The sequence below is a fragment of the Nostoc sp. NMS8 genome, assembly GCF_017115045.1.
Lineage (GTDB): Bacteria > Cyanobacteriota > Cyanobacteriia > Cyanobacteriales > Nostocaceae > Nostoc.
Genome location: NZ_JABXKK010000098.1, coordinates 210,360 through 230,737, shown reverse-complemented (window position 1 = coordinate 230,737; position 20,378 = coordinate 210,360). Strand labels below are relative to the sequence as shown.

31 protein-coding genes are annotated in these 20,378 nt (G+C 38.2%); 22 read left to right on the top strand and 9 right to left on the bottom strand.

Translation table 11 applies throughout. The features are described 5' to 3' along the window. Window positions 1-65: 65 nt before the first annotated feature. Both HWQ39_RS24100 and HWQ39_RS24095 read right to left on the bottom strand, forming a co-directional pair. On the bottom strand, window positions 66-1,307 hold the full coding sequence (locus HWQ39_RS24100; protein ID WP_292850541.1) for a hypothetical protein: 1,242 nt from the start codon (window positions 1,305-1,307) through the stop codon (window positions 66-68). Between the two features lie 18 nt (window positions 1,308-1,325). Beyond that, complete coding sequence (locus HWQ39_RS24095) at window positions 1,326-2,321, bottom strand: DNA-processing protein DprA (RefSeq protein WP_292850538.1); 996 nt, start codon at window positions 2,319-2,321, stop codon at window positions 1,326-1,328. 639 nt (window positions 2,322-2,960) lie between these two features. Here HWQ39_RS24095 and HWQ39_RS24090 point away from each other — a divergent pair. Continuing rightward, window positions 2,961-5,201 carry an ATP-dependent RecD-like DNA helicase gene (locus HWQ39_RS24090; protein WP_292850535.1) on the top strand — a complete coding sequence of 747 codons (2,241 nt, stop codon included), beginning with the start codon at window positions 2,961-2,963 and terminating at the stop codon, window positions 5,199-5,201. Window positions 5,202-5,266: 65 nt separating this feature from the next. On the opposite strand, the gene HWQ39_RS24085 is transcribed toward HWQ39_RS24090, so the two are convergent. Then, window positions 5,267-5,689: a hypothetical protein gene (locus HWQ39_RS24085; RefSeq protein ID WP_292850532.1), complete on the bottom strand. Its 423-nt coding sequence runs from the start codon at window positions 5,687-5,689 to the stop codon at window positions 5,267-5,269. A gap of 72 nt (window positions 5,690-5,761) precedes the next feature. Here HWQ39_RS24085 and HWQ39_RS24080 point away from each other — a divergent pair, with 72 nt between their 5' ends. Together HWQ39_RS24080 and HWQ39_RS24075 are read left to right on the top strand one after the other, a co-directional pair. Next, window positions 5,762-6,112 (top strand): hypothetical protein, encoded by a 351-nt coding sequence (locus tag HWQ39_RS24080; RefSeq protein ID WP_292850528.1) that lies wholly within the window; start codon window positions 5,762-5,764, stop codon window positions 6,110-6,112. Window positions 6,113-6,179: 67 nt separating this feature from the next. After that, window positions 6,180-6,587: a nuclease A inhibitor family protein gene (locus tag HWQ39_RS24075; protein WP_292850525.1), complete on the top strand. Its 408-nt coding sequence runs from the start codon at window positions 6,180-6,182 to the stop codon at window positions 6,585-6,587. Window positions 6,588-6,593: 6 nt separating this feature from the next. Here the strand turns inward: HWQ39_RS24075 and HWQ39_RS24070 are convergent, their stop codons facing one another. Further along, window positions 6,594-7,433, bottom strand: coding sequence for a DNA/RNA non-specific endonuclease (locus tag HWQ39_RS24070; RefSeq protein WP_292850522.1), 840 nt, complete (start codon window positions 7,431-7,433; stop codon window positions 6,594-6,596). An 80-nt stretch (window positions 7,434-7,513) separates the two neighbouring features. Continuing rightward, window positions 7,514-7,666 (bottom strand): hypothetical protein, encoded by a 153-nt coding sequence (locus HWQ39_RS24065; RefSeq protein WP_292850518.1) that lies wholly within the window; start codon window positions 7,664-7,666, stop codon window positions 7,514-7,516. A 52-nt stretch (window positions 7,667-7,718) separates the two neighbouring features. Between HWQ39_RS24065 and HWQ39_RS24060 the strand changes: the two genes are divergently transcribed. Next, window positions 7,719-8,564: a GIY-YIG nuclease family protein gene (locus HWQ39_RS24060; RefSeq protein WP_292850515.1), complete on the top strand. Its 846-nt coding sequence runs from the start codon at window positions 7,719-7,721 to the stop codon at window positions 8,562-8,564. A 509-nt stretch (window positions 8,565-9,073) separates the two neighbouring features. On the opposite strand, the gene HWQ39_RS24055 is transcribed toward HWQ39_RS24060, so the two are convergent. Continuing rightward, entirely contained in the window at window positions 9,074-9,286 is a 213-nt protein-coding gene (locus HWQ39_RS24055; RefSeq protein ID WP_292850512.1) for a hypothetical protein, read from the bottom strand. A gap of 1,022 nt (window positions 9,287-10,308) precedes the next feature. On the opposite strand from HWQ39_RS24055, the gene HWQ39_RS24050 reads away from it, so the two are divergent. Beyond that, window positions 10,309-10,854 carry a hypothetical protein gene (locus tag HWQ39_RS24050; RefSeq protein ID WP_292850509.1) on the top strand — a complete coding sequence of 182 codons (546 nt, stop codon included), beginning with the start codon at window positions 10,309-10,311 and terminating at the stop codon, window positions 10,852-10,854. A gap of 52 nt (window positions 10,855-10,906) precedes the next feature. Here HWQ39_RS24050 and HWQ39_RS24045 read toward each other — a convergent pair whose 3' ends face one another. The 3 genes from HWQ39_RS24045 to HWQ39_RS24035 all read right to left on the bottom strand — a co-directional run bounded on the left by HWQ39_RS24045 (window position 10,907) and on the right by HWQ39_RS24035 (window position 12,424). Next, on the bottom strand, window positions 10,907-11,047 hold the full coding sequence (locus HWQ39_RS24045) for a hypothetical protein (RefSeq protein ID WP_292850506.1): 141 nt from the start codon (window positions 11,045-11,047) through the stop codon (window positions 10,907-10,909). Between the two features lie 89 nt (window positions 11,048-11,136). Beyond that, entirely contained in the window at window positions 11,137-11,520 is a 384-nt protein-coding gene (locus tag HWQ39_RS24040) for a ribonuclease H (protein WP_292850503.1), read from the bottom strand. A 40-nt stretch (window positions 11,521-11,560) separates the two neighbouring features. After that, the gene (locus HWQ39_RS24035) at window positions 11,561-12,424 is read right to left on the bottom strand and encodes a DNA cytosine methyltransferase (RefSeq protein ID WP_292850500.1); all 864 of its coding nucleotides are present in this window, start codon (window positions 12,422-12,424) and stop codon (window positions 11,561-11,563) included. A gap of 18 nt (window positions 12,425-12,442) precedes the next feature. On the opposite strand from HWQ39_RS24035, the gene HWQ39_RS24030 reads away from it, so the two are divergent. From HWQ39_RS24030 to HWQ39_RS23950, 17 genes are all read left to right on the top strand, one after another. Continuing rightward, a complete protein-coding gene (locus HWQ39_RS24030; RefSeq protein ID WP_292850497.1) occupies window positions 12,443-12,610 on the top strand; it encodes a hypothetical protein in 168 nt (55 codons plus the stop codon). A 79-nt stretch (window positions 12,611-12,689) separates the two neighbouring features. Next, window positions 12,690-13,049: a hypothetical protein gene (locus HWQ39_RS24025; RefSeq protein ID WP_292850494.1), complete on the top strand. Its 360-nt coding sequence runs from the start codon at window positions 12,690-12,692 to the stop codon at window positions 13,047-13,049. A gap of 83 nt (window positions 13,050-13,132) precedes the next feature. Beyond that, window positions 13,133-13,474 carry a hypothetical protein gene (locus HWQ39_RS24020; RefSeq protein WP_292850492.1) on the top strand — a complete coding sequence of 114 codons (342 nt, stop codon included), beginning with the start codon at window positions 13,133-13,135 and terminating at the stop codon, window positions 13,472-13,474. A gap of 152 nt (window positions 13,475-13,626) precedes the next feature. Continuing rightward, the gene (locus tag HWQ39_RS24015; RefSeq protein ID WP_292850490.1) at window positions 13,627-14,037 is read left to right on the top strand and encodes a hypothetical protein; all 411 of its coding nucleotides are present in this window, start codon (window positions 13,627-13,629) and stop codon (window positions 14,035-14,037) included. A gap of 103 nt (window positions 14,038-14,140) precedes the next feature. Next, a complete protein-coding gene (locus HWQ39_RS24010; protein WP_292850487.1) occupies window positions 14,141-14,536 on the top strand; it encodes a DUF4326 domain-containing protein in 396 nt (131 codons plus the stop codon). A gap of 43 nt (window positions 14,537-14,579) precedes the next feature. Next, window positions 14,580-14,963 carry a hypothetical protein gene (locus HWQ39_RS24005; RefSeq protein ID WP_292850484.1) on the top strand — a complete coding sequence of 128 codons (384 nt, stop codon included), beginning with the start codon at window positions 14,580-14,582 and terminating at the stop codon, window positions 14,961-14,963. Window positions 14,964-15,084: 121 nt separating this feature from the next. Further along, on the top strand, window positions 15,085-15,486 hold the full coding sequence (locus HWQ39_RS24000; protein WP_292850481.1) for a zinc-finger-containing protein: 402 nt from the start codon (window positions 15,085-15,087) through the stop codon (window positions 15,484-15,486). Between the two features lie 138 nt (window positions 15,487-15,624). Then, a complete protein-coding gene (locus HWQ39_RS23995; RefSeq protein WP_196509801.1) occupies window positions 15,625-15,966 on the top strand; it encodes a hypothetical protein in 342 nt (113 codons plus the stop codon). A 95-nt stretch (window positions 15,967-16,061) separates the two neighbouring features. Then, the gene (locus HWQ39_RS23990) at window positions 16,062-16,331 is read left to right on the top strand and encodes a hypothetical protein (RefSeq protein WP_292850477.1); all 270 of its coding nucleotides are present in this window, start codon (window positions 16,062-16,064) and stop codon (window positions 16,329-16,331) included. 161 nt (window positions 16,332-16,492) lie between these two features. Beyond that, a complete protein-coding gene (locus HWQ39_RS23985; RefSeq protein WP_292850474.1) occupies window positions 16,493-17,017 on the top strand; it encodes a hypothetical protein in 525 nt (174 codons plus the stop codon). 206 nt (window positions 17,018-17,223) lie between these two features. Next, window positions 17,224-17,478 (top strand): hypothetical protein, encoded by a 255-nt coding sequence (locus HWQ39_RS23980; protein ID WP_292850471.1) that lies wholly within the window; start codon window positions 17,224-17,226, stop codon window positions 17,476-17,478. 74 nt (window positions 17,479-17,552) lie between these two features. Continuing rightward, complete coding sequence (locus HWQ39_RS23975; RefSeq protein WP_292850468.1) at window positions 17,553-18,035, top strand: SLOG family protein; 483 nt, start codon at window positions 17,553-17,555, stop codon at window positions 18,033-18,035. Window positions 18,036-18,075: 40 nt separating this feature from the next. Next, the gene (locus HWQ39_RS23970) at window positions 18,076-18,417 is read left to right on the top strand and encodes a hypothetical protein (protein ID WP_292850465.1); all 342 of its coding nucleotides are present in this window, start codon (window positions 18,076-18,078) and stop codon (window positions 18,415-18,417) included. A gap of 119 nt (window positions 18,418-18,536) precedes the next feature. Continuing rightward, window positions 18,537-18,878, top strand: a complete 342-nt coding sequence (locus HWQ39_RS23965; protein ID WP_292850462.1) for a hypothetical protein — start codon at window positions 18,537-18,539, stop codon at window positions 18,876-18,878. Window positions 18,879-18,907: 29 nt separating this feature from the next. Further along, window positions 18,908-19,354, top strand: a complete 447-nt coding sequence (locus tag HWQ39_RS23960) for a hypothetical protein (protein WP_292850460.1) — start codon at window positions 18,908-18,910, stop codon at window positions 19,352-19,354. 84 nt (window positions 19,355-19,438) lie between these two features. Beyond that, on the top strand, window positions 19,439-19,615 hold the full coding sequence (locus HWQ39_RS23955; protein WP_292850457.1) for a hypothetical protein: 177 nt from the start codon (window positions 19,439-19,441) through the stop codon (window positions 19,613-19,615). Between the two features lie 58 nt (window positions 19,616-19,673). Next, window positions 19,674-20,330 carry a hypothetical protein gene (locus HWQ39_RS23950; protein ID WP_196509808.1) on the top strand — a complete coding sequence of 219 codons (657 nt, stop codon included), beginning with the start codon at window positions 19,674-19,676 and terminating at the stop codon, window positions 20,328-20,330. Window positions 20,331-20,378 lie beyond the last annotated feature (48 nt).

The window sequence follows — 20,378 nt, the reverse complement described above, 5'->3', positions numbered from 1 at the left end:
TCTAAGGAATTTTTTAAATACAAATGTACTATAAAGAGTGGCAATAGACTAGCGATCGCAATGCCTCAAATACCATTAGGCCACTGCCAATCATCATAAGCTTGCAGCTTAGAGCCTATCTCTTCATAGGCAGAAGGACTTAAAACACAGTTTTTATAAGGATGTCTAACAATTGAACCAGGTAATGAGAATTGATTGGGCTGGAATGGATTAAAATTTTCTATACTAACAATTTGCTCATAGTCTTTAATAATTGTCTTCAGTAACGATAAGCAGATTACATTAGCTCCTGTTTTTTCTATGAAAATACGAGCAGCTTCTAAGGAATAACCTTGTGTACAAAAATCGTCAATAAGTAAAACTGTCTTACCTTTTTTCAAAGGAGGATTTGTATAAATTTTATTATCCCCATAAGAAGGTAGTTTATTAATATAAATAGTATTCAATTGATTTAAATGATCAATTGTTTCACCCGAACTTCTTGCATAAGCTGATTTCCTCGAAGTAGTATGTCTAAAAATTAAGTCTTTTAAATATTTTTTTCTAAAGCATTTAGCAAAAGCTACTAAAGTTTCTTCCATTACAGTAGGTGTAGAACCCTTTTGATGACCAGGGTAAGGAGCAATATAGTCTATTCGTTCGTGTAAACCAGAAAAGTATACAGCAGAAAGTAAATACTTTATCCAAAAATCGGGGTGGCCTCTGCCAAATTTTGCAGCCTCTCGTGCATCATTAGAATAAATAGAATATTTTTCTTCACGAGTACCATAAATTCCTAGAGCATAGTATTCTAAATTTTGATGATTGATGGCGAAATTCCAAAATTGTTTACGCAAACAAAATATATCAATAAATCTAGCAACGTCTTTTGGTGAATCAAACTCAAAACCATAGTAATTTGTTTGTGAATACCATATAGCATTTAAAAATAATAAACCGCCATTAACTGCGGTCTTCATATCAGCATCTGTATTCCCCAAATAAATAGTTTCATTCTTATTCCAACCCATGACATTTAAAACGTGGTTAATAGAATCTTTTAAAGGTTTACGAGGTGTACTATGAATATTTGCAATAAACCATTGAAATTGCCCCCATTGACTTGTTAGAAAATCTTCTAGTCTTTGACCATTGATAAACCAATCACGATTTGCTAATACAACTGGTTGAATATCATTTTGATGTAGGAAATTAATTAGACGACCTGTTTCATTTAAAATCAATGGGTCAATTTGTGCATCATCTTCCCTGCCAGTCGCTAGGATATTGTCAATTCCTAAAATAATTCCTTTCAATATCTGAACCATATTTATTGAGTTTAGTTTTTAGTTGAAATCAAAAAGGGATAATTGCTGAGGGTGATTATCAAGGGCTTGTTTATTCTTAAACTCTGGAGTTTCATTCTTAGCTTCCTGACCATTTATACTACTCTGCAATTCTTCTTCTGCTTCTTGGGAGTGACCTGCAAAACAATTCTTTTTAGTTAAAGATTCATGGAGAGCAGTTATAAATTTTGGTTCTTCACCTGGAATGGTAAAAATATCCGCACCTAATTTTTTAGCAAGTAACAATTCACTGTGAGAATCAGACCAATCAGGTAATTTAAGGCACACTATTCGCTTTTGAGCTTTGTGTGCAAATCTAACTGTGTGTGATGTTCCGCCTTTTTCTTTCCACTCCACTGGTATAATAACGTCACTCAAGCCTGCTTGCAAGCGATTACGATGCACAAAGTTTTCAGCACTATAGCTTTGGTGTGGTAAATACTCTGAGACTATTGCACCGCCATTCTTGCAAATTTCCTGGCGCAATTTTTCAGAACCAGCAGGATAGTTTTGAAGTATACCAGTTCCAATAAATGCAATTGTAGGAACTTTTGCTCTGATAGATTTTTTGTGAATTATTTGGTCAATACCCAATGCTAATCCGCTAACTGTAACCGCATTAAAGTACTGAAGACAGGCTCCAACGTAATTAGCAAGAAATAACCCATCTTCCGAAGGGTTTCTTGTGCCTACAATAGCTAAAGCTGGTCGATGCAAGATAGAAATATTCCCTTGAACAAACAGCCATTTTGGAGGGTCAGATATTTCATGCAGAGATTCAGGAAAATTCTCTTGCCCAAAATGAATAACCTTTATGCCTTGAGCATCAAGTTGATGATAAAGTTTAACGCCTTGTTTCCATAATTCATCACGCTTTTTTAGCCAGTCTTCGCCTATTTGGTTGGCGATTTGGCTAGTATTTTTACATTTAGCTTGCACCAAATAATTTATAAATTCAGCGCTTGATTCTGCCCTAAGTACCTGCTTAAATCCCAATCCCGATAGAGCAATACTTCTAACAGTCCAATATCCCACACCATGTAGCAATGACAAAGTAAGTAGAGATATTGTCTCACTTACCCAAAAATCTATCTTGCCATTGCCATTACCATTCGTCATAACAAAATAACCGGATTAGTCAGCCTTTGAACTGCTTAACTTCAGCCTAAATATTTTAACTCCTATAGTAAAGCACTAAGTTTAAGTTACACTTAATTATTACATAAGTACTACAATTGTAGAGCATAGCTCATACGTTGTGTGATCTCCTACTTTCCCCTAGAACCAAAGCAGTTAACAAGTTATTCTCGTGGAGATGCGATCGCACTCCTACAACTACTCCATCTTAATCCCCGCCACTTCCATCATCACTAATCGCCCCACAATCCTTTAGAAGATACAAGCAAGTCAAAGTTGCTAAACAGCAATGATACAGAGTACCTAATCTAAGCGATCGCTTAGGTGAGTTGAATAAACTAGTGCTATACCGAAAATTCCCAACCGGGTAGGCTTCTTGAACCGTAGGCATCGCTATTCCCTATACTATTTTAGTACATAAATACTATAAAAAGCTCACCCTATGACTTTTCCAACAGTGAGTATCGAGTATAATAGCTGCGCCGTTTCCTAAAAGTGATGTCCACTACGCCCCTGCCAAACCAGCAACAAGTCAACGCAACTCTCAAACATGAATCAATTACCGGAGTAGTAGAACGCCTGACCTATTACAGTCAAGAGTCAGGTTATACTGTGGCACGTTTGCAACGCTCTGGTGCTAAGGAACTAACTACAATTACTGGTAGCTTTGCAGATATCCAGCCAGGACAAACGCTGCAATTAACTGGTTTTTGGCGCGAACATCCCCAATATGGTTTGCAGTTTCAAGTTGTTAATTATAAAGAAACCAAACCTGCAACTCTCACAGGAATTGAGAAGTATTTAGGTAGCGGTCTAATTAAAGGTGTGGGGCCTGTTACTGCGAAACGGATTGTTGCTCATTTTGGGATAGAGACTCTAGATATTATTGAAAACCAAATTGAGCGCTTGAGCGAAGTCAACGGCATCGCCAAAAAGCGTATTGCCATGATTCAAAGAGCCTGGAATGAGCAAAAAGCCATTAAAGAAGTGATGGTATTTCTGCAAGGTCACGGCGTTAGCACCACTTACGCAGTCAAAATTTACAAGCAATATGGTGATAAGTCCATAGATACAGTTACCCATAATCCTTACCAGTTAGCGACTGATATCTATGGCATTGGTTTTTTAACTGCTGATAAAATTGCCCGTAATTTAGGCGTTCCCGCAGATTCCGAGTTTCGCTACTGTGCTGGACTTGTTCATGCTTTAAGTGAAGCAGCAGAAGACGGACATTGCTACTTACCTCAAACAGAATTAATTGAATCGGTGACTAAACTGCTTACGACTGCTGACCATCAACCAACAGAAGATGCAATCACACAGTCTATCAAAGATATGGCTTTGAAAGATGAGCTAATTAGAGAACGTGATGCTGATAAAACACTCAATTGCTACAAACCTACTTACTTTTACACTGAACAAAACCTAGCCCAATTGGTACGAGAACGCCTCACCTACCCCATCAGTTCTGATATTCCTCGCGTCCGCATTTGGTTGGAGCGTTTTAGCCACGCAGTAAAAGTTTCACTATCACCTGAACAGCAACAAGCAGTAGAGACGGCTGCTTACTCTCGATTCACCGTCATTACAGGTGGCCCTGGTGTCGGTAAAACATTCTGCACTAGCACCATAGTCAGTTTGTGGAAGGCAATGGGTAAATCAATTGCCCTGGCTGCACCAACTGGACGCGCTGCCCAAAGATTAGGCGAGATGACGGGACTGGAAGCTAAAACCATTCACCGTCTGCTGGAATTTGACCCCAAGACTAGGAGTTTTAAACGCGATCGCACTAACTCGTTACCCCATAGTGCAATTATTGTAGACGAAGCTAGTATGCTCGACTTGTTTCTAGCGTATTCTTTGGTTCAAGCTGTGGCAGACAATGCCCAACTGCTGTTAGTGGGAGATATTGACCAATTGCCATCGGTAGGTGCGGGTAACGTGCTGGCTGACTTAATTAATTCGAGAAAAGTACCTGTGGTGCGCCTCACTCAAGTATTTCGCCAAGCTGCTACTAGCAAAATCATTACTGCATCGCATCTAATTAACCGGGGGCAATATCCCAATATCGAATCAATTTCTGACACACCTCAATCTGATTGTCTTTGGCACGGTGGAGGATTACAACCAGAACATGGGGTACAGGCAATTAGCGAATTGATTACTGATTTGGTTCCTCGGCTTGGTTTTAACCCGGCGACTGATGTACAAGTGCTTGCACCAATGTCACGGGGATTAGTCGGTACACGCAATCTCAATAATGTACTGCAACAGTTAATTAATCCACCTAGCCCTGAAAAAATTGAAATTACCAGGGGTGGGACTATTTTTAGAGTTGGTGATAGGGTTATTCAATTAACCAACGATTACCAACGCGAAGTTTTTAACGGCGATGTGGGATTTATCACCACAATAGATACCGAGGAACAGGAAGTAATTGTCCAGTATCAAGAGCGCGAAGTTACTTATGATTATGCTGACATGAATGAGCTTGCTTTAGCCTGGAGCGTTAGCATACATAAGTCGCAAGGTTCTGAATACCCAGTAGTGATTTTGCCTTTGTACACCCAACATTACATGATGCTGACTCGGAATTTACTTTATACAGGGTTAACCCGTGCCAAGAAACTGGCGATTATTATTGGCAGCAAGAAGGCAATCAGTATGTGCGTTCGTTCTACAAAGTCCCAAGAGCGATATACCCAATTGCAGCAGAGGTTACAAGCAGCATTACAATGATTGCGCTCCCACTCTTGACAAACTGTAACTATAGAAACATAAAACCAAGAACCAATGTGAATCAATTAATTCAGCCAAAATCCACCTATTTTTCCATCTTTGAGGCTAAGTTTAGCTAAAACATCATCACTGCCATCTTTAAATGTCAGTTTCCATAAATAAACTTGATACCCTTGCTGATTCAGATTTCCCAAGAAAACTGCTGAATACCCTTTTTTGATGCGAGGAGCCAACTGTCCACTAACTTGTGTAAATGTTTGCCTTGTAATGCCTTCCTTGAAAGCAGCATTTCCTTGAGATATAAACTGAGTATAGTTGTTTTGTTCAACAGCATTTATCAGGCTTGTAAAAGTTATTTGCACAGACTGTTCTGGTTGATTACTATGAGTTGGTTTTACTTGCTCGTTCACAGCTTGCACGTTTTTTACAGCTAAAGTCAAAGGTGACATGATAACAACTGCTGCAACTACCAATCCAATCTTATTCATTTATTTTGTTTACCTCCTTGAAAACTTATTTAGTTAAATATATTCGTAAAAGCAGGGTATTAAACTGGTATTATGCCAAAAATCCCAGAGTGCGATCGCTGTCTCCTTTACGCCCAGAACCCCCACATCATCTGTGTCGTACATCCGACGGGGGTAGATGGTAACAGTTGCCTAGACTTTCGAGAAGACCCTAACGCCGAATCGGTAGAACTGTGGGAGCCAGAAGGGGCAACCTACTATAATGGCGAGTTGATTTTGCAACCCAATCAGCGATGGACTAGAGAGGAACAGTTAGAACTCATCAACACTCACCCAATGTTTACTGGCAAATGCCCCCAGTGCGGTGCATCCTTTGATCGCAACTGGTCAGCACGGGTGCATTGGGATTGCTCGGAATGTGGTTGGATGGATGATAGCGTGTAGAGGTTGTTGCAGCAGCTTCAACTTTTAGGATGATACTTTGTGAGGTGCGATCGCTCTATTATGGCTTATGACTAAAACTAATTCAGAAATCCTAGACCAGCTTCGTACAGCAGCTGATGGTTTACTCATGATGAGTGAATCTGAGTACCCGTTTGAGATTATTTTATGGGAAGGAGTTGCACCCCCCATAACACCTGAAATAGTTTTGCAGCAAACAGATCATGACCAAGATACGCCAGTTGAAATTGTGCCAATTGACGACTTTTTTAGTACTGCAACTACTCCCCAAGATTGGCATGAGGATGAAGAAAAGGCTACAGTTGCTAGGTTCCAAACGCTTGTGCAAACAATTAAATTGAGCTTAAAAAACCCGCAGGTGTATCGCGTGGGAAGCATCGAAATTGATGCTTACATCGTTGGCGAAACTCCAACAGGTAATCTGGCTGGTCTTGCTACTAAAGTTGTAGAAACTTAACTTGACTTACTGATTATCAACTGTACTTTCAATAGTTGCTTGAATATTTGGGGCTACACTAGACAAGAAATCGTAACCCGTTAACTTTTCTAATTCATCAACACTGACTCTGTAAGTTCTCCAGTCATTGTTAATTTCTTGTTCATTTGGTATGTTCACCGCAATGACGCGGGTGTTGGCGGTAATACCTTCAAGCCCAGAGCCAGGGCTGTCTAATACAACAACGACTTTCCAAGTGGATTGAGGAACTGTCACCTTACCCTTAAGAGGTTCGCCTTGACTACCAAAAGGCCCTGCAACAATGTAAAGTTCTTTTCCAAGGCTTACCAGTCCTCGACAATAATCTTCTAAATTCCCCCAAGTGTTCCGGTTGTTGTCCGGTGTCTGGGGCATCATGTTGCTCATTAAAAAGGTGGCGGTGTTATCCTCTACTGTTCGGGTGCGATCGCCCGATGGTGCAATGTGACCCTTATCGTATCCTGAACCTGTGTAAGCACTGGGAGTTATCCGTACCCAACCAGCAGGTAGTGTGCTGTCAGGGCGGAAGTTGTTTTGGCGTTCTGCATCACCCAGCCATGATTTATTTAACTGCCAAGCTACCCAGTTGGCAGTTCCCTTGCTTTGGTTGTAGGAAAGTGCATACTGAAGCTTCACCATTAAGTAATTATCTGGAGTAATGCTCGTTGGAGTTGCACCGCTAGGATTTCCCAGGAGCAAATGAATGCTTATTGATGGTATTGATGGTGTGCTAGTTGTATTAGGCAGTGGTATCTGGGTTTGTGCTGGCGAACACCCAATTAAAAGTGCAAGTAAAGCAGCTACACTCCAAAAATGACGGTTCAGCATAAATTTTCGTACTCTTAAAGATTTATTTCACTTTCTGATTGTATTTCCAGAGTTCTACTTAGTTTTGGTATGACCTGTACTTAACGCAAGCGATCGCCTATGGTGCGTTCGTGTTTCCTCTCTACATGCTGAACACGAAGGCTTATAAATCTGCGATCGCTCAAATGGCGCTTATTGCGATTCTCTTTGAAACCTACGCGATGGCACAGAGTCACTACCGGAGGCGATCGCATACAGGGGTTCCAGTGGGAATCCTAAGAATAAAGGGATTGCTGGTCAAGCTGTATGGAATGGAAAGATTGGTTAAGCGTTGCATTTACTGAACGGTATTGTCTACCATCATGTTCGGGAATCTATGTGATTGTAGATGCAAATGACTATGTTTGGTATGTTGGGCAAGCTGCCAATATTAAGGCTCGTTGGGCGGGGAAAACACATCATCGTTATCCACAATTGATTCGCTCAAACAAAAAACGCTCTTACAGAATCTATTGGAAAGAACTTTCAGTTGATTTGTTAACTGAAAAAGAGAAGTATTATATTCAAATGTTTAAGCCGGAACTCAATGGTTGTAAAGTCAAAAAATATTTGCCTAAACAGCCACAAGTTGAGCGTGAAATAAAAGGTTTATTAAAAATATTAAATAATCCCACATACTTGTTTCCGGTGGTTCGTTCCGTAGTTGCTGGTGGGTATGAAGATAATGGTATTCACTGCATAATTATATTAATCAATGCCAATGATACAAGGCTATTGTTTCAATCGATGCAAAAAAGACATCCTCCCCAAGTAAAGAATGCTTGGGGCTTGTATAAGTCATACTGTGGCAAAAACGAGCAACTTTATCAATCCAGTTCGGTAAGAGCGTATAGTTTTTTTAACTATAGATTTGAATTTCTTGAATTACCAAATATCATATTCTACTTAGAAGAAAATTTAAGCATCTCCGAACGTTATGTAGGTATTATCGAAATGCTTGGGGTACAATTGAAAGCCTTTAAGTATTTAGATATATTCAACGAATTACCAATTGAAGATGAATATATATGTACTAATTCTGAAGGGAAGAAATGCCTGACAAATTTAGATTACCTAAAATACCGCCACCGTGCAATCAAGCGCTTACAGTAGAATGCTTAACCTGCATATTATAGCTTAAGATTGATTTTTATAACAGAAAAGTATTAAAATTTTAAGAACTTCCAGAACTTGAACTGACGATGACGTTTAACCATTCTCTGTATTCAGGTAATTGGTCAGAAATTGCCACTGGAATTAAGCTTGAAGCTGGGTGGCGTATTTTATATCATTAGGGTGCTAAATCAAATGTTTCACTAGGGCAGTTGTCTTGGTTGTAGGTAAGTATGGACGATGTTCAAGAACTAATCGCTATCAAAGAAGAACTGGAGCAAATTAGCGATCGCCCTTAAAAAATTCTTACAGAAAAAAACGTATCTCAAGAGACTTTGGCATCGTTTTGATTTATTAGTATATCTCGGTTTTAGACTTATTTATTCCTCAAAAATGTTTAAGTCTCGTTAACAGGTTTTTCTAAAACATTGGTACTTTTATCTTTAAAAAAAACTGACGAGAAAACTTAGTTTCTCATCAGCCGTGTGCAATTATTTGAGCAAGTCAGGCTACGATTTGCACGCTTCTACTAACAGTCGAATTTCACGAAGCAACAAGGCGAGGCAAACCATTGTTCCAATTGCAATTCCACCCATTGACAACTGCTGTTGTATACCAGGGTAAAGAATCGAGTTAGTTGATTCCGCCGATTGCTCGGTGTAAGTTGTGTTTTTTGAAACGGAGTTCTCTAAGTCTATCTGTGTTGTTTGAGTTTTATTCATGTGTTTTTATTCCACAATTCAAAGTTCTTATCGAACGTACTCTATCAAGCTGCCAAGCTTAATAATTGAATTGTAAAGCTATAAATTGCATTTTTATAAAAATAAATAGGTCTATTAAGATGGTCACATTTCTAATGAAAATCGACCATCTTAACAGACCTAAAGTGATATTTTTTAGATTTGACTAATCTTTAAGTGAACCTTCAAAATTTACTAAAGTAAATCGCTTTTGCTAAGTCTTAGCATGAAGTGAGCATTTAGCTAAATAGTTCACCAATGAAATTTGAAATATGAAAAGAGAGTGCCAGTATTCGTTGAATGAATTCTCAGAGTTATTTACATCTAATACTGTAAGTTTGGCAGCTTGATAAGTATTGGATTTCAAACACTAGAATGATAAAAATTGCACTCTCCAAGGCTTAGAGGTTATTTGAGAAGTATTTTCCTTGTTACTTTAGGCACTATCCTATCCCCCTTTTTAAGGTGGGAAGCGAGTTAAACTACCCTTTTTTAAGGGTGATTTAGAGTAATCTAAAACTTTTGATACCAACAAGAATACTTTTAAAATATTGTCTTAGAGCAAACACTCTGTTGTTCTTGAGTGATGGTTTATAGTTATGTGACGCAAGTAGTTAACAAAGCGATAAACTAAGCTAAAAGCTTGTGTGTTTTTAGGAGAGATGATCAACGAAGAGAGAGCCAATTCCCATTTGTCATATACAAATATATAGTTAAAAGTCTTGTTAAAAGCAAGACTATAAAACCGGAAAAGAATAAAGAAAAGGGAATTAAGATTAGATTTCATCTTTTTTTTCATCTCTTTATTTTGTTGAATCACAACTCAATAAGCTTAATAACGATATTAAAGTAAGTCATATTTTAAGTCAAGCTCATTTAAAGCTCATTTTATAAGTTCACTTTAGATGGTTCTAATTTGACCTCAATTTAACATTTCGTAAGTGGTACAATCAAGCGTAAGCTTGGCAGCTTGATTTGTATAGTAAGCATTGAATGATAATTCGATGACAAATAAACGTAATCGCAACACTATTGCACTATCGAAAGATGGTATAACAGTTGTTCGCAATGCAGTAAATAGAAAAGGTTGGACTCAAGAAATATTGTCTGGGATGGCGGCAACATCTATCTCGACAATTAAGCGTCTTCTTGCTGGAAAAGCAGTTGAGCAAGCTTGTCTTTTGAGCTTATTGCGCTCTCTAAGTCTAGAACTTCAGGAAGATTACATTGTTAGAAAAACTAACTCTGTACACTCTCTTTTACTGACAACAGTTACTCCAGAAGAATTACTTTTTCAACTGGATAACGCATTTAATAACTCTCAATCTCGATTTCTGATGACTGGAAGATTTACCGAAGATAAACGGCCCCAAATCGAGCTAGCACTACGCCACTTACAAAGTCTCTTACTCGACACCGAAATAATTTTTGGTGAAGATAACGGATCAGTTGTAGTTACTGGAAACTTTTCTGAGGAGAACGAAGCACATATTAAGATGACGATATCTTACCTAGAAAATCTGTTTACCTCTTGCAAGGTAACTTGGTAACAGTTAGCTGCTATGCTCAAGCTCTTTGAGGTGCTGTAATGTGTCCATGAAGCTAGGTGGAGCGATCGCTCTGCTCTGGTGTCAGCGCTGTTGAAATTGCCCCTTTTAATCCCCGTTGTAGGGTGTCAGTGTAGAAAAAGTTACGATAGCATCTTTGATGACAATAACAAGCGTGAATTTTGGCAGTAGTCATAGTGCTAGTGACTAAAAATTAGTGATTGAAAACTAGAAAGAATCTTAATATAAAAAAACCACCCACTAGGGTGGCATAAATCACTTTAACTAGTTCGTGTGAGATTTAGCGATCGCGTCGCACTCCTCAAGTTGAGGTAACGAGTTTCGCTTAACCCAAGTCCAGGTTATGTTGTGAATATCGGCGGCTACATCAATTTCTTGCCATAGGTCGAGATTGACTTTCCGTTTCCAGCCTTTAGACATGGTGTTGACCAAGTACTGGGAATCAGAAATTATCTCGACATCACAAGCGCATTTGAGAGCGCGTAGTCCAGCCAAAGCCGCCATTATTTCCATGCGGTTGTTAGTAGTTTCCTCAACACGACCACTAACGGTTTTAGGTGGATATTTCTCTGAAGTTAGAATAGCGGCATAACCACCAACGCCAGGATTACCCGCACAAGCACCATCACAGTAAATAGTGATTTTCATTTCCTTGAGACACAACAACACCACCTACAAGCGACAGCACTTAGCCTAATAACTCTGCCAAAAACTTCACTCTCATCAATGCGATCGCTGCTTGAAGTGGAACTATGGAACGTCCGACTAAATTTATTATTTCTCTTCTACCTCGGCTCATCGGTTGAACTCCAGACTCAACTGGTGGTGAATTTTCTTTCCACCATCCTGAATAAGACAATCCAGCCAAGTAGCTGGAAACGCCATCATCCAGAGGCACAGATAAGGGCTGAGTTTGAGGGTATTTGATAATCTGCCTTGCGATCGCAATGTGTTCTCTAACTTGTTCGTCCCAGCATCGCCACCCTTGCCGTTGCTGCAAGGATAAGTAGTTGGCGTGGGCAACAACAAATACTCGGTTTCGCCTGTGTGGTGCGCCAAGCTCCGCCGCCGAGATAAGCTCAATTTCTGTTTGATAACCTGCCATTGTGAATCCGGCAATAGCCGCTCGAAGTCCTCTGTAGATAAATCCTTCAGGCTGCTCCACAACCACGAACTTTGGCCGCCCGAAGCAGATGCACCGCAGAGATTCATACCACAGGCTTGATTCTGGGTGTTCAAGTCCTGTTCGTTTTCCGGCATTGCTTGTCCCGGTACAGGGAAATGAGATGAAGTAGACATCAGCTTGTTCTGGAGTTGGTTGATAAGTTTTGATGTCTGAGTGAATGGGAATATTCGGGTAGTGCGATCGCAATACTTTCTGTGCAGTACCTCTAATTTCTACAAACTCAAACGTATTAAAGCAATTAAAAGCATAAATATCACTGACGATTTCCGCCGCTAACTCCCATGCCCCAATACCTGCAAAAAAATCAATACAAGTCAAAGGAAATGATAATAAACGCTGTCGCTTTGAGGGAGTGATTTCTATCATTTCGTGAGGTTTACTATCATGCAAACTCAGCAAACATTGAGTAAGTCTGATTTGTTGGAACTAGTAGCAAAGATTAACTTACTTGCAAGTTTAGAACAAGATGAAAATCTTTCTTTAATCTTGTCCGGTGCTAGTCTGTCAATCCAAGACTACTTGTTCCTCAAATCAAAACAGAACATTAACTAATTAGCGCCAACTAATTAAGTGGGGAGAGAAGCAGAACTCCCCACAGTTTTAGAATACAGGGTGTTAGGCTAATTTTAACATGAACAAAATAAAATTTTCAGGCATTGAATGTCAAGTTTTAGAATCTTCACCACATGGTAATTATATTTTGATTAAATTGAGTAAACGCATTGCAATATGTGGAACTTATAGCAATCAATTTAACTGGGAAGAGTCACCAGATTTAGATTCTGGATTTACTAGCTTTATCACTTATATTGGATTAAGGAATGAGCTAGAGTTTCCAAGATTTAGAGACTTGGCGATCGCTCACAATGGCTACTTTGACAAAGATGATGGCAAACCCAGAAAAGCAAAGCGAGTACCAGGGTTTTTACTTGAAATTAAGATACGTGGTTTCCAGCCAGAATCAATTGTTGAGTTAGTGAAATTAGGATAACAAATGGCAATAGCGTTATTGAACAAGCAGTAATGCTATTGCTGTCGCTTTTAGGTTTTGATTAAATTTAAGAGGTCAAGACAATGATTGGAGAATTATTTACTACTGGAGTTAGCATCAAACAGCAGTACCCTGGTGATGAAAACAAATGGATTGCAGTTATTAGATATGAAGATGAAAGCCATGCTAACTTGCATGGTGTACAAGGAACCTTACAGAACAAATACGGTGATGATCTGCTGAATGCTATAAAAACTGTTTTGGCGGATAGCGAAAAGATGGGAATTAAAATGATGACTTTACCTAACAGCAATCCTAGCCTATATGTCAAAAACTTATTTGTAAACAATCAAGAGACTTGGGAACAGATTAATTTAGCTGCTGATGCACTGAACTTTGAGGTTATGAACTGCCTCGATAAATAACAAACAAGCATATAGCGTTATTAGTGAATCAATAACGCTAACTGTTTTGATTTTGACAAATGCTTTATATATTATTGATTTGTAATCAGTGATTACTTGGTGCTGAGGCGCTGTCGCGTAGAGGTGTCGATTTAATTTGGAGATTAATTAATATGACTGCTACTGAAACTATCACAGTTATTCTTGAGCAATTCGACCCCAATAAATTCAGATTAGAGAAAGTTGGTTTTAGACTTTCAGACAAATGCTTTAATGTCTGCGGTGGATGGGGCGATGACGATGATTTACGGTATTCCCGTCTCTACAGAGGTCAATGGACTACTGAACAAGTTCGTCAACAACTTTGGCAAGAAATCAAGCAATATCTACCACGTTACAAAGCTGGAGAATTGAAGCTCTATGGCGAAGAACCAAGGTGGTATCGAGGCAAGTGGTTCAAAGCAATTATGTTCTTAGTTGAAGCTGCTAAAGAGCATGGTTATGTCAAGCTAATTTATGCTAGCGATCGCCCCCACGCAGAAATGATTAAACGCTGTGTTGAGTGGTTATTGACTCAGGTTTAGTGCTTGATACTTGCTGATGAATGTCATGGATACGCTAAACAAATAGTTACAGTTGCCCCTATGTTGGGGCGCTGTAACTATAAATTATTAAACTAGGTGAATTATGAATCTCATCAAAGTTGTAAATGGCAAAACTCACGGCTTTGTCGGTGAAAGTAAAATCTACATTGGTAGAAAAAGCCAACCTTATTCACTACCCCAAAGTCCGTTACACAATCCCTACATAATGGGCAAAGATGGCGATCGCCGCGAGGTCTGCCAAAAGTTTGATTTGTACCTTTGGAAGAAGGTTAAGCTCTGGTCTGAAACTGGTGAATGTGACGACACTGTGATGGAAATTAAAGATATTGCTTGTCAGGTTAAAGAACGTCGTGCCAATAAAAACAACGGCGAGGATGTTGAGGATATTGAACTAACTTGTTATTGTCATCCTTGGCAGTGTCACGGCGACGGAATTATCAGATGTGTGAATTGGATTTTGCAGCAAGGTTTGGTGTAATTGGCTGTCGCTAGAAAAAGTTGATTTGATTTGGTATAACCTAATGACTATAGTAATGATTTCTGGTAGTCGGTCTATTAGAAGCTTGCCCAAAGAAGCGATCGCCTCTATCGACAAAATCATCGAGCTTGGCTTTGAGATAATTATCGGTGATGCCCCAGGTGTTGATGCTTTAATTCAGCAATATCTCAGACTCAAAGATTATGAGAAAGTGACGGTTTATTATGCAATGTTCAACGGTTTGGGATGTCCCAGAAATAGTAACGATTACTCGACTATTGGTGTTGCTGGTAATTACGTCGATAGAGATACTCAACTTTGTGCGATCGCTAATTACGGTTTAGCAATATGGGACGGACGTAGTAAAGGTACTCGTGACAATATTGCTAAAGTCAAGCGCACTAAGGTAATTGCTGTAATTGTCTGATTTAATAGCTTCAACTTCCTGTGGTGTTGGAGCTTTTTATTTTTAGAGATCGCAATGCTTAAGTCAATTAGGTTGCTATCGCTTAAGGAGTATGGTTTTATTTTAAATTTAGGTGAAAATAATGAAGGAAATAATTCAGGGTAAAATTTGTCCTTACTGTAACAAACAAACTGAATTTGTTGATAGCTCTGTAATCTACGGCAAGTCTTACGGAATGATTTACCTTTGTCGTGATTGTGATGCTTATGTCGGATCTCACAAAGGTACAAACATAGCTTTAGGAAGCCTTGCAAATAGTGAATTAAGAATGCTAAGAAATCAAGCTCACGCTCTTTTTGATCCGATGTGGAAAGCGAAAATGAAGCGCGATCGCTGTAGTAAAACTGAAGCTAGAAAGTCTGGTTACAAATGGTTAGCTCAACAAATGAGAATCGATAGAAAAATTACACATATTGGAATGTTTGACGAAGAACAATGTAAACTTGTAATTGAGATTTGTTTGCCATACTACACTAGTAAATGATTTTGTGATAATCCTAATTTAATTTATAGAGCTTAGATAGTTAACGATCGCCCAGATAATACATATACCTAGAGTTTTTCGGTGAGGGCGCTGTCGCGCAAGGGAAGTGACGTTTTTCTCTTTTTGGAGATTTTCATTATGGCTATCAACATTCTTTCTAAATCAGTTAAAAGACTTTCTCAACTCAAAGATGCTATTCGTATCCTTGCTTGGGAACAGTACAAGATTGAGAATAAAGAAGTTAAAGGCTTAGAAGGTTATCAATTATTTGCTGAAGAATGGCAAGCTCACGAGATTCATGATATGAGTCAAATTGAGTTTGATAAGTTCATTGCAAATTTAGGTTATACCGAGGCTGATTTAGTCGCAGAAAGAAGTAGGTATTACAACAAGCGTAACCAAATCAATGGTACAGCTAGTGTTCCTGCGACTCCTCAAGATATTGAAATGGATAATAGTGATAATTATCCTCCATACTAATATCTGCTTTATTAGTTTGATTTGAAAGTCCTAGTTCCCCTTGTGGGAATTAGGTCTTTTTTTTATTCAATTGCAGCAACTATTGAGGATTTATCATGGCAATCAAAATACCAGCAAAGTTTGGTTCTAAATTACCTCCTGAAGAACCTGGATCTGGCGGTGTTAACTTCAATAAACTTAACCAAAAGCGTAGGCTTGAAAGAGAACATATTAAGCCAGTTCTCGAAGAGAATTTATTTGCTCTGTATCATCATCATTGTGAAATATTTATCAGTAGCAAGTACGTAGGTGCTGGTTACGGCATCTACAGCGATCATAGAGATGCTGACTATGATGAAATTGGCAAGATTCTAGTAAAACTGTAGTTAAGAGAGCCTCTAATTTCCTATGTGGAAATTAGGGCTTTTTTTATTCGATTTATTGGTGGCGTTCGCCCAGAATTAATACTATTCAGCTTGCTATTTTTTTAAGTTTATCACTAAGGCTGCTGTCGCAGATGGAATTTGATTTAGTATATGAGGCTTTTATGAACTGTAAACCCAGCGCTCTCAAGTTAGTTAGCAGAGTTAAATCTGAAACTTTAACTGATTTAAAAAGCTTTTGTAGAAGAAGTATTGAGCTAATGTCTTGTGATGTTTCTAGTTATGCTAAAGGTAGATACCGACTTTGGTTGTTTCATGAGTGTAATCTCAAGACTGGTAAAATTACCAAAGGCTATTATGACGATCGCCTATGGAATTTCTGTCAGAGAGTTTATTCTGGAACTAACATCGGGTTACTGACTTTCGGTGGTAAAGTTGGTAATATCCAAAGTACAGGATTGATTCAACTACATCGAGATCATTCTTATAGTCAAGTAATTGCTAGAACTGTAAATCTTGGTAGTTGTATATTTAACTATGATGGTAAAGATTATCAACTTAATGATGGTGATATCATTGAGTTTAATTGTAAGAAGCTTCATGGAGTAACTAAAATCTTGAGTGAAGAAAGATTTAGTATTAATCTCTGGAAGTTGAATGAAGTTAAAGGTTATAAACCAGTAGTTTAGTTTGAGTATATCCAGATCCTATTATGGATTTGGATATATTTACAGTGAAGAATATGGCATAATTGGCCCGGAATTTTATTTACCTAAATTTTTAGTAAATGACAACAGTCTAAATAGATTGTTTTTTTAACGCTATCGCCTATTGACGATGGTGTTTTTGTAATATCATTATGTCACAATATACTGAATATCATGAAGCTCATGGAATGCCAGTAACACAAACCAAATATGAACCTGAGTATTGGGAATTAGAAGATGTTCAGGAATATGAAAAGCGAGATAATCAAATGCAAACAAACTTATCAATGGCTCTTAATAGTGCTTTATCTGCAAAGTTCCAAATCGAAAATCTGAATAATCCAACGACACCTTATAAAGTAAGGATTGAGTTAATTAACAGACTTCTTGACAGCACTATTAAATCTATTCAGCAAGTTCAAGGATTATATGACATAGAATAAACCCACTAGTCCCTAGCTAGGGACTTTTTTTTAGTGCTATCGCTTATTTGTAGTGTTGTCTACTTTCAAGCACTATGAAAGCATTTTTCACTGGACATCGAGATATTTATGATATCAAAGATGGAATTAATCAATTGATTGATTTTGCTTTGGATAAGGGAATAACTGAATTTTTCAATGGTATGGCTATCGGGATTGACCAATTAATTGCTCAAGTTTTGATTGAACGAGAATTAAATTGGACTGCTGTTATTCCTTGCCAAAACCAAGACAGATTGTGGAATCTTCAACAGAAAGTTAAATACAAAAAACTGCTGAAGTCTGCATCAGAACAGATTGTACTTTATCCAGAATATACACCGGGTGTCATGCAAGCCCGTAATCAATGGATGGTCAAGCATTCTGATATCTGTCTGGCTGTTTATGATGGACGGCTGACTGGGGGTACTGCATTAAGTGTGAATATGGCGATCGCTCACAACCTCCCAATCATTAATTTGAATCCCAAAACCTTGGAAATTACGCTAATTGAACCCAGACAACTAAGTTTATTCTGATGCTATCGCTTCCCGATTCCGTTGTGTTTTGGGAAGCAAGTTGGAAAATACTTCTTGTTTTAATTGGATTGTCAGAAATAATTTTGTAGACGCTGATTTTTGGTTAGTTAATAAGGGTAGTTTAAAAGATTTAGGAAAACCCATCAATGAATTTAAACCATATTATACAGGGCTAAAGTGTCCGGTCTTGATATTACCTGATTATGGATATTATCTCTGCGTTTATTTCCAGACAATTGGTTTTTGGCAACAATACGGTATTGGAACAACTAACTACAAAAATCTGAGAATTGCAGATATTCGTAGGGTTTTTAATGAATTATCTAAACAACATTCAATGAATAAAAAAATAGTGAACATCCCTTCATCACTACTGGCGTGATTTTACTGCATTTATTGAAGATAGTGTAACGCTACTCTAATGTTATTTCACAGTATCAGAGCAAGTTACTTGTTATTGATGCTGTCGCTTTTTGATGTTGATTTTTTGGAGTGACTTGCATGGTTTATCTAGAAACTCTCTGTACTTTTACCCAGACTTGCAAGAAGTACAAGAGTTTCATTAATCCCGCAGAATTCCAAAAGTATCAAAGCAGTTCTTCTACTTCAACAATATTAATTATGACAACTCAAGATTTTCTAACCGCTCTATCTTCTGCCTACTGGGAAATTGATTATTACAAATTCCTAAAAATGACTGGATTTGTTGATAGTCAATACTCGCTTGAAAAATTCAAGCTATTTCAACAAAGTGCTAAAGGCTTAACTCAATTTGACGCAAAAACTTTGGAGTCTTTAATTAATACTGAAACAAAAAAGACTGCCGAAGCAGCCTCTGTGTAAAGAATTGTTTTTTTCGATACTATTCTACCATGCAAATTCTACAACATTTATTGACCCTGCGTTCAAAAATTAATGCAATTCAGCATGAAATTGACGCATTAATGCCCGATGCGATTGTCGAAGCTTTGCAAGTTGCTAACGATAACAAAAATCAGACAGTGTATCGAGAAGAGAATAACGGGAAAATTGTTTTGGTATTCAAGAAACAGTTTCCCACTGCCAAGGATGACTTGAAATTGAGTCGATTGGAATCCGATATTACTGGAGCGATAACCAAGCTCAATGAAAAGCATTCGGCTGAGATTCAACAAATTGATTCTGAGATTGGGCAGTTGCAAGAAGCGATCGTCCAGTTGGAGAGCAAAAAGCAAAAACTGTTATCCAGTCGTTATGTTTCTCGGCTTAAAAATGAGTACGAAAAATATCGTCAGCAAACTGCTTTTTTGTCTCCAAATTTGTCAGTTTATTTGAATTAAAATGTAAGCATAATGTAGAGGTGAATTCCTCTACAATTGCATCAATGCTGTCGCTTTGTGGTTTTGATGTTTTAATTATTGAACATGGAAACAACGCAACTCAATGATGTTATTGCAACATTGATTAACCATTACAGCATTGCCGAAGTGCTTAACGAAATAATCAAAGTCTGTGAAATAGCTAACGCTAATAATCCTGGCTTTGGTTGGGATTCAGATAGAGAAGCGATCGCTGGAATATTACCAGTGATTAAAAACTAATTTGTTGATTTTGTTGATTTTGTGAATTTTGAAGTGATGTAGTTTTTGAGGAAATTAGATGACATTCTCAGTATTTGGAACGAAACCGAGTGATTCGATTTGCTTGCCTGAAATTCCCTACTCAGCACGTTTAAACTGTAAGCTTGGCGGTATTTTTGTCGGGGGTCAAGAGGACATTCATCGTAGAACTAGCTCGAATGAAACGGTTGACATTGCAATTATAAAAGTCAGCAAGTATTTTGGTAGTTTAGGTTTGGAATACGTTGGACAATGGATGCAGATATTCTTTATCCCGGCTCCGAATGTAAGTCCCAAAGTTTTACCGACTAACACTGTTTGCGTTGCTTATATCAAAAAGCAAAACATTTCAAATTTATTCGCCAAAGTTCAAGAAGTGATTGGTGAGGAAGACCCAGGTACAGGAATCTTTACTATTGGCTTTGAAAAACAAGCTGGTAAAGATAATTCAACTTACTACACTATTAACTTTGGCTGGCGCAAGCGGGAAGGTGAAGAGGAAAATAAGCAATTGCAGCAAATTGCTGGTTTTCTGCAAAGTAATCCAACATTAATTGACCTTGAAGGGACTCGCACTATGCAATGTTTAGATGGGCTTTCTACGACAGAAGTAGCTGCGATTGTGGGCGGAGTTGAAGAACTAGAACAGTTGCCATCTACGCCTAGTAAAAAGCAATTGAAAGGTACTAAAGGTTAGTATTAGCTACTTATAGTGCTGGGCTGGGAGCAATCCCGGCTCATTTTT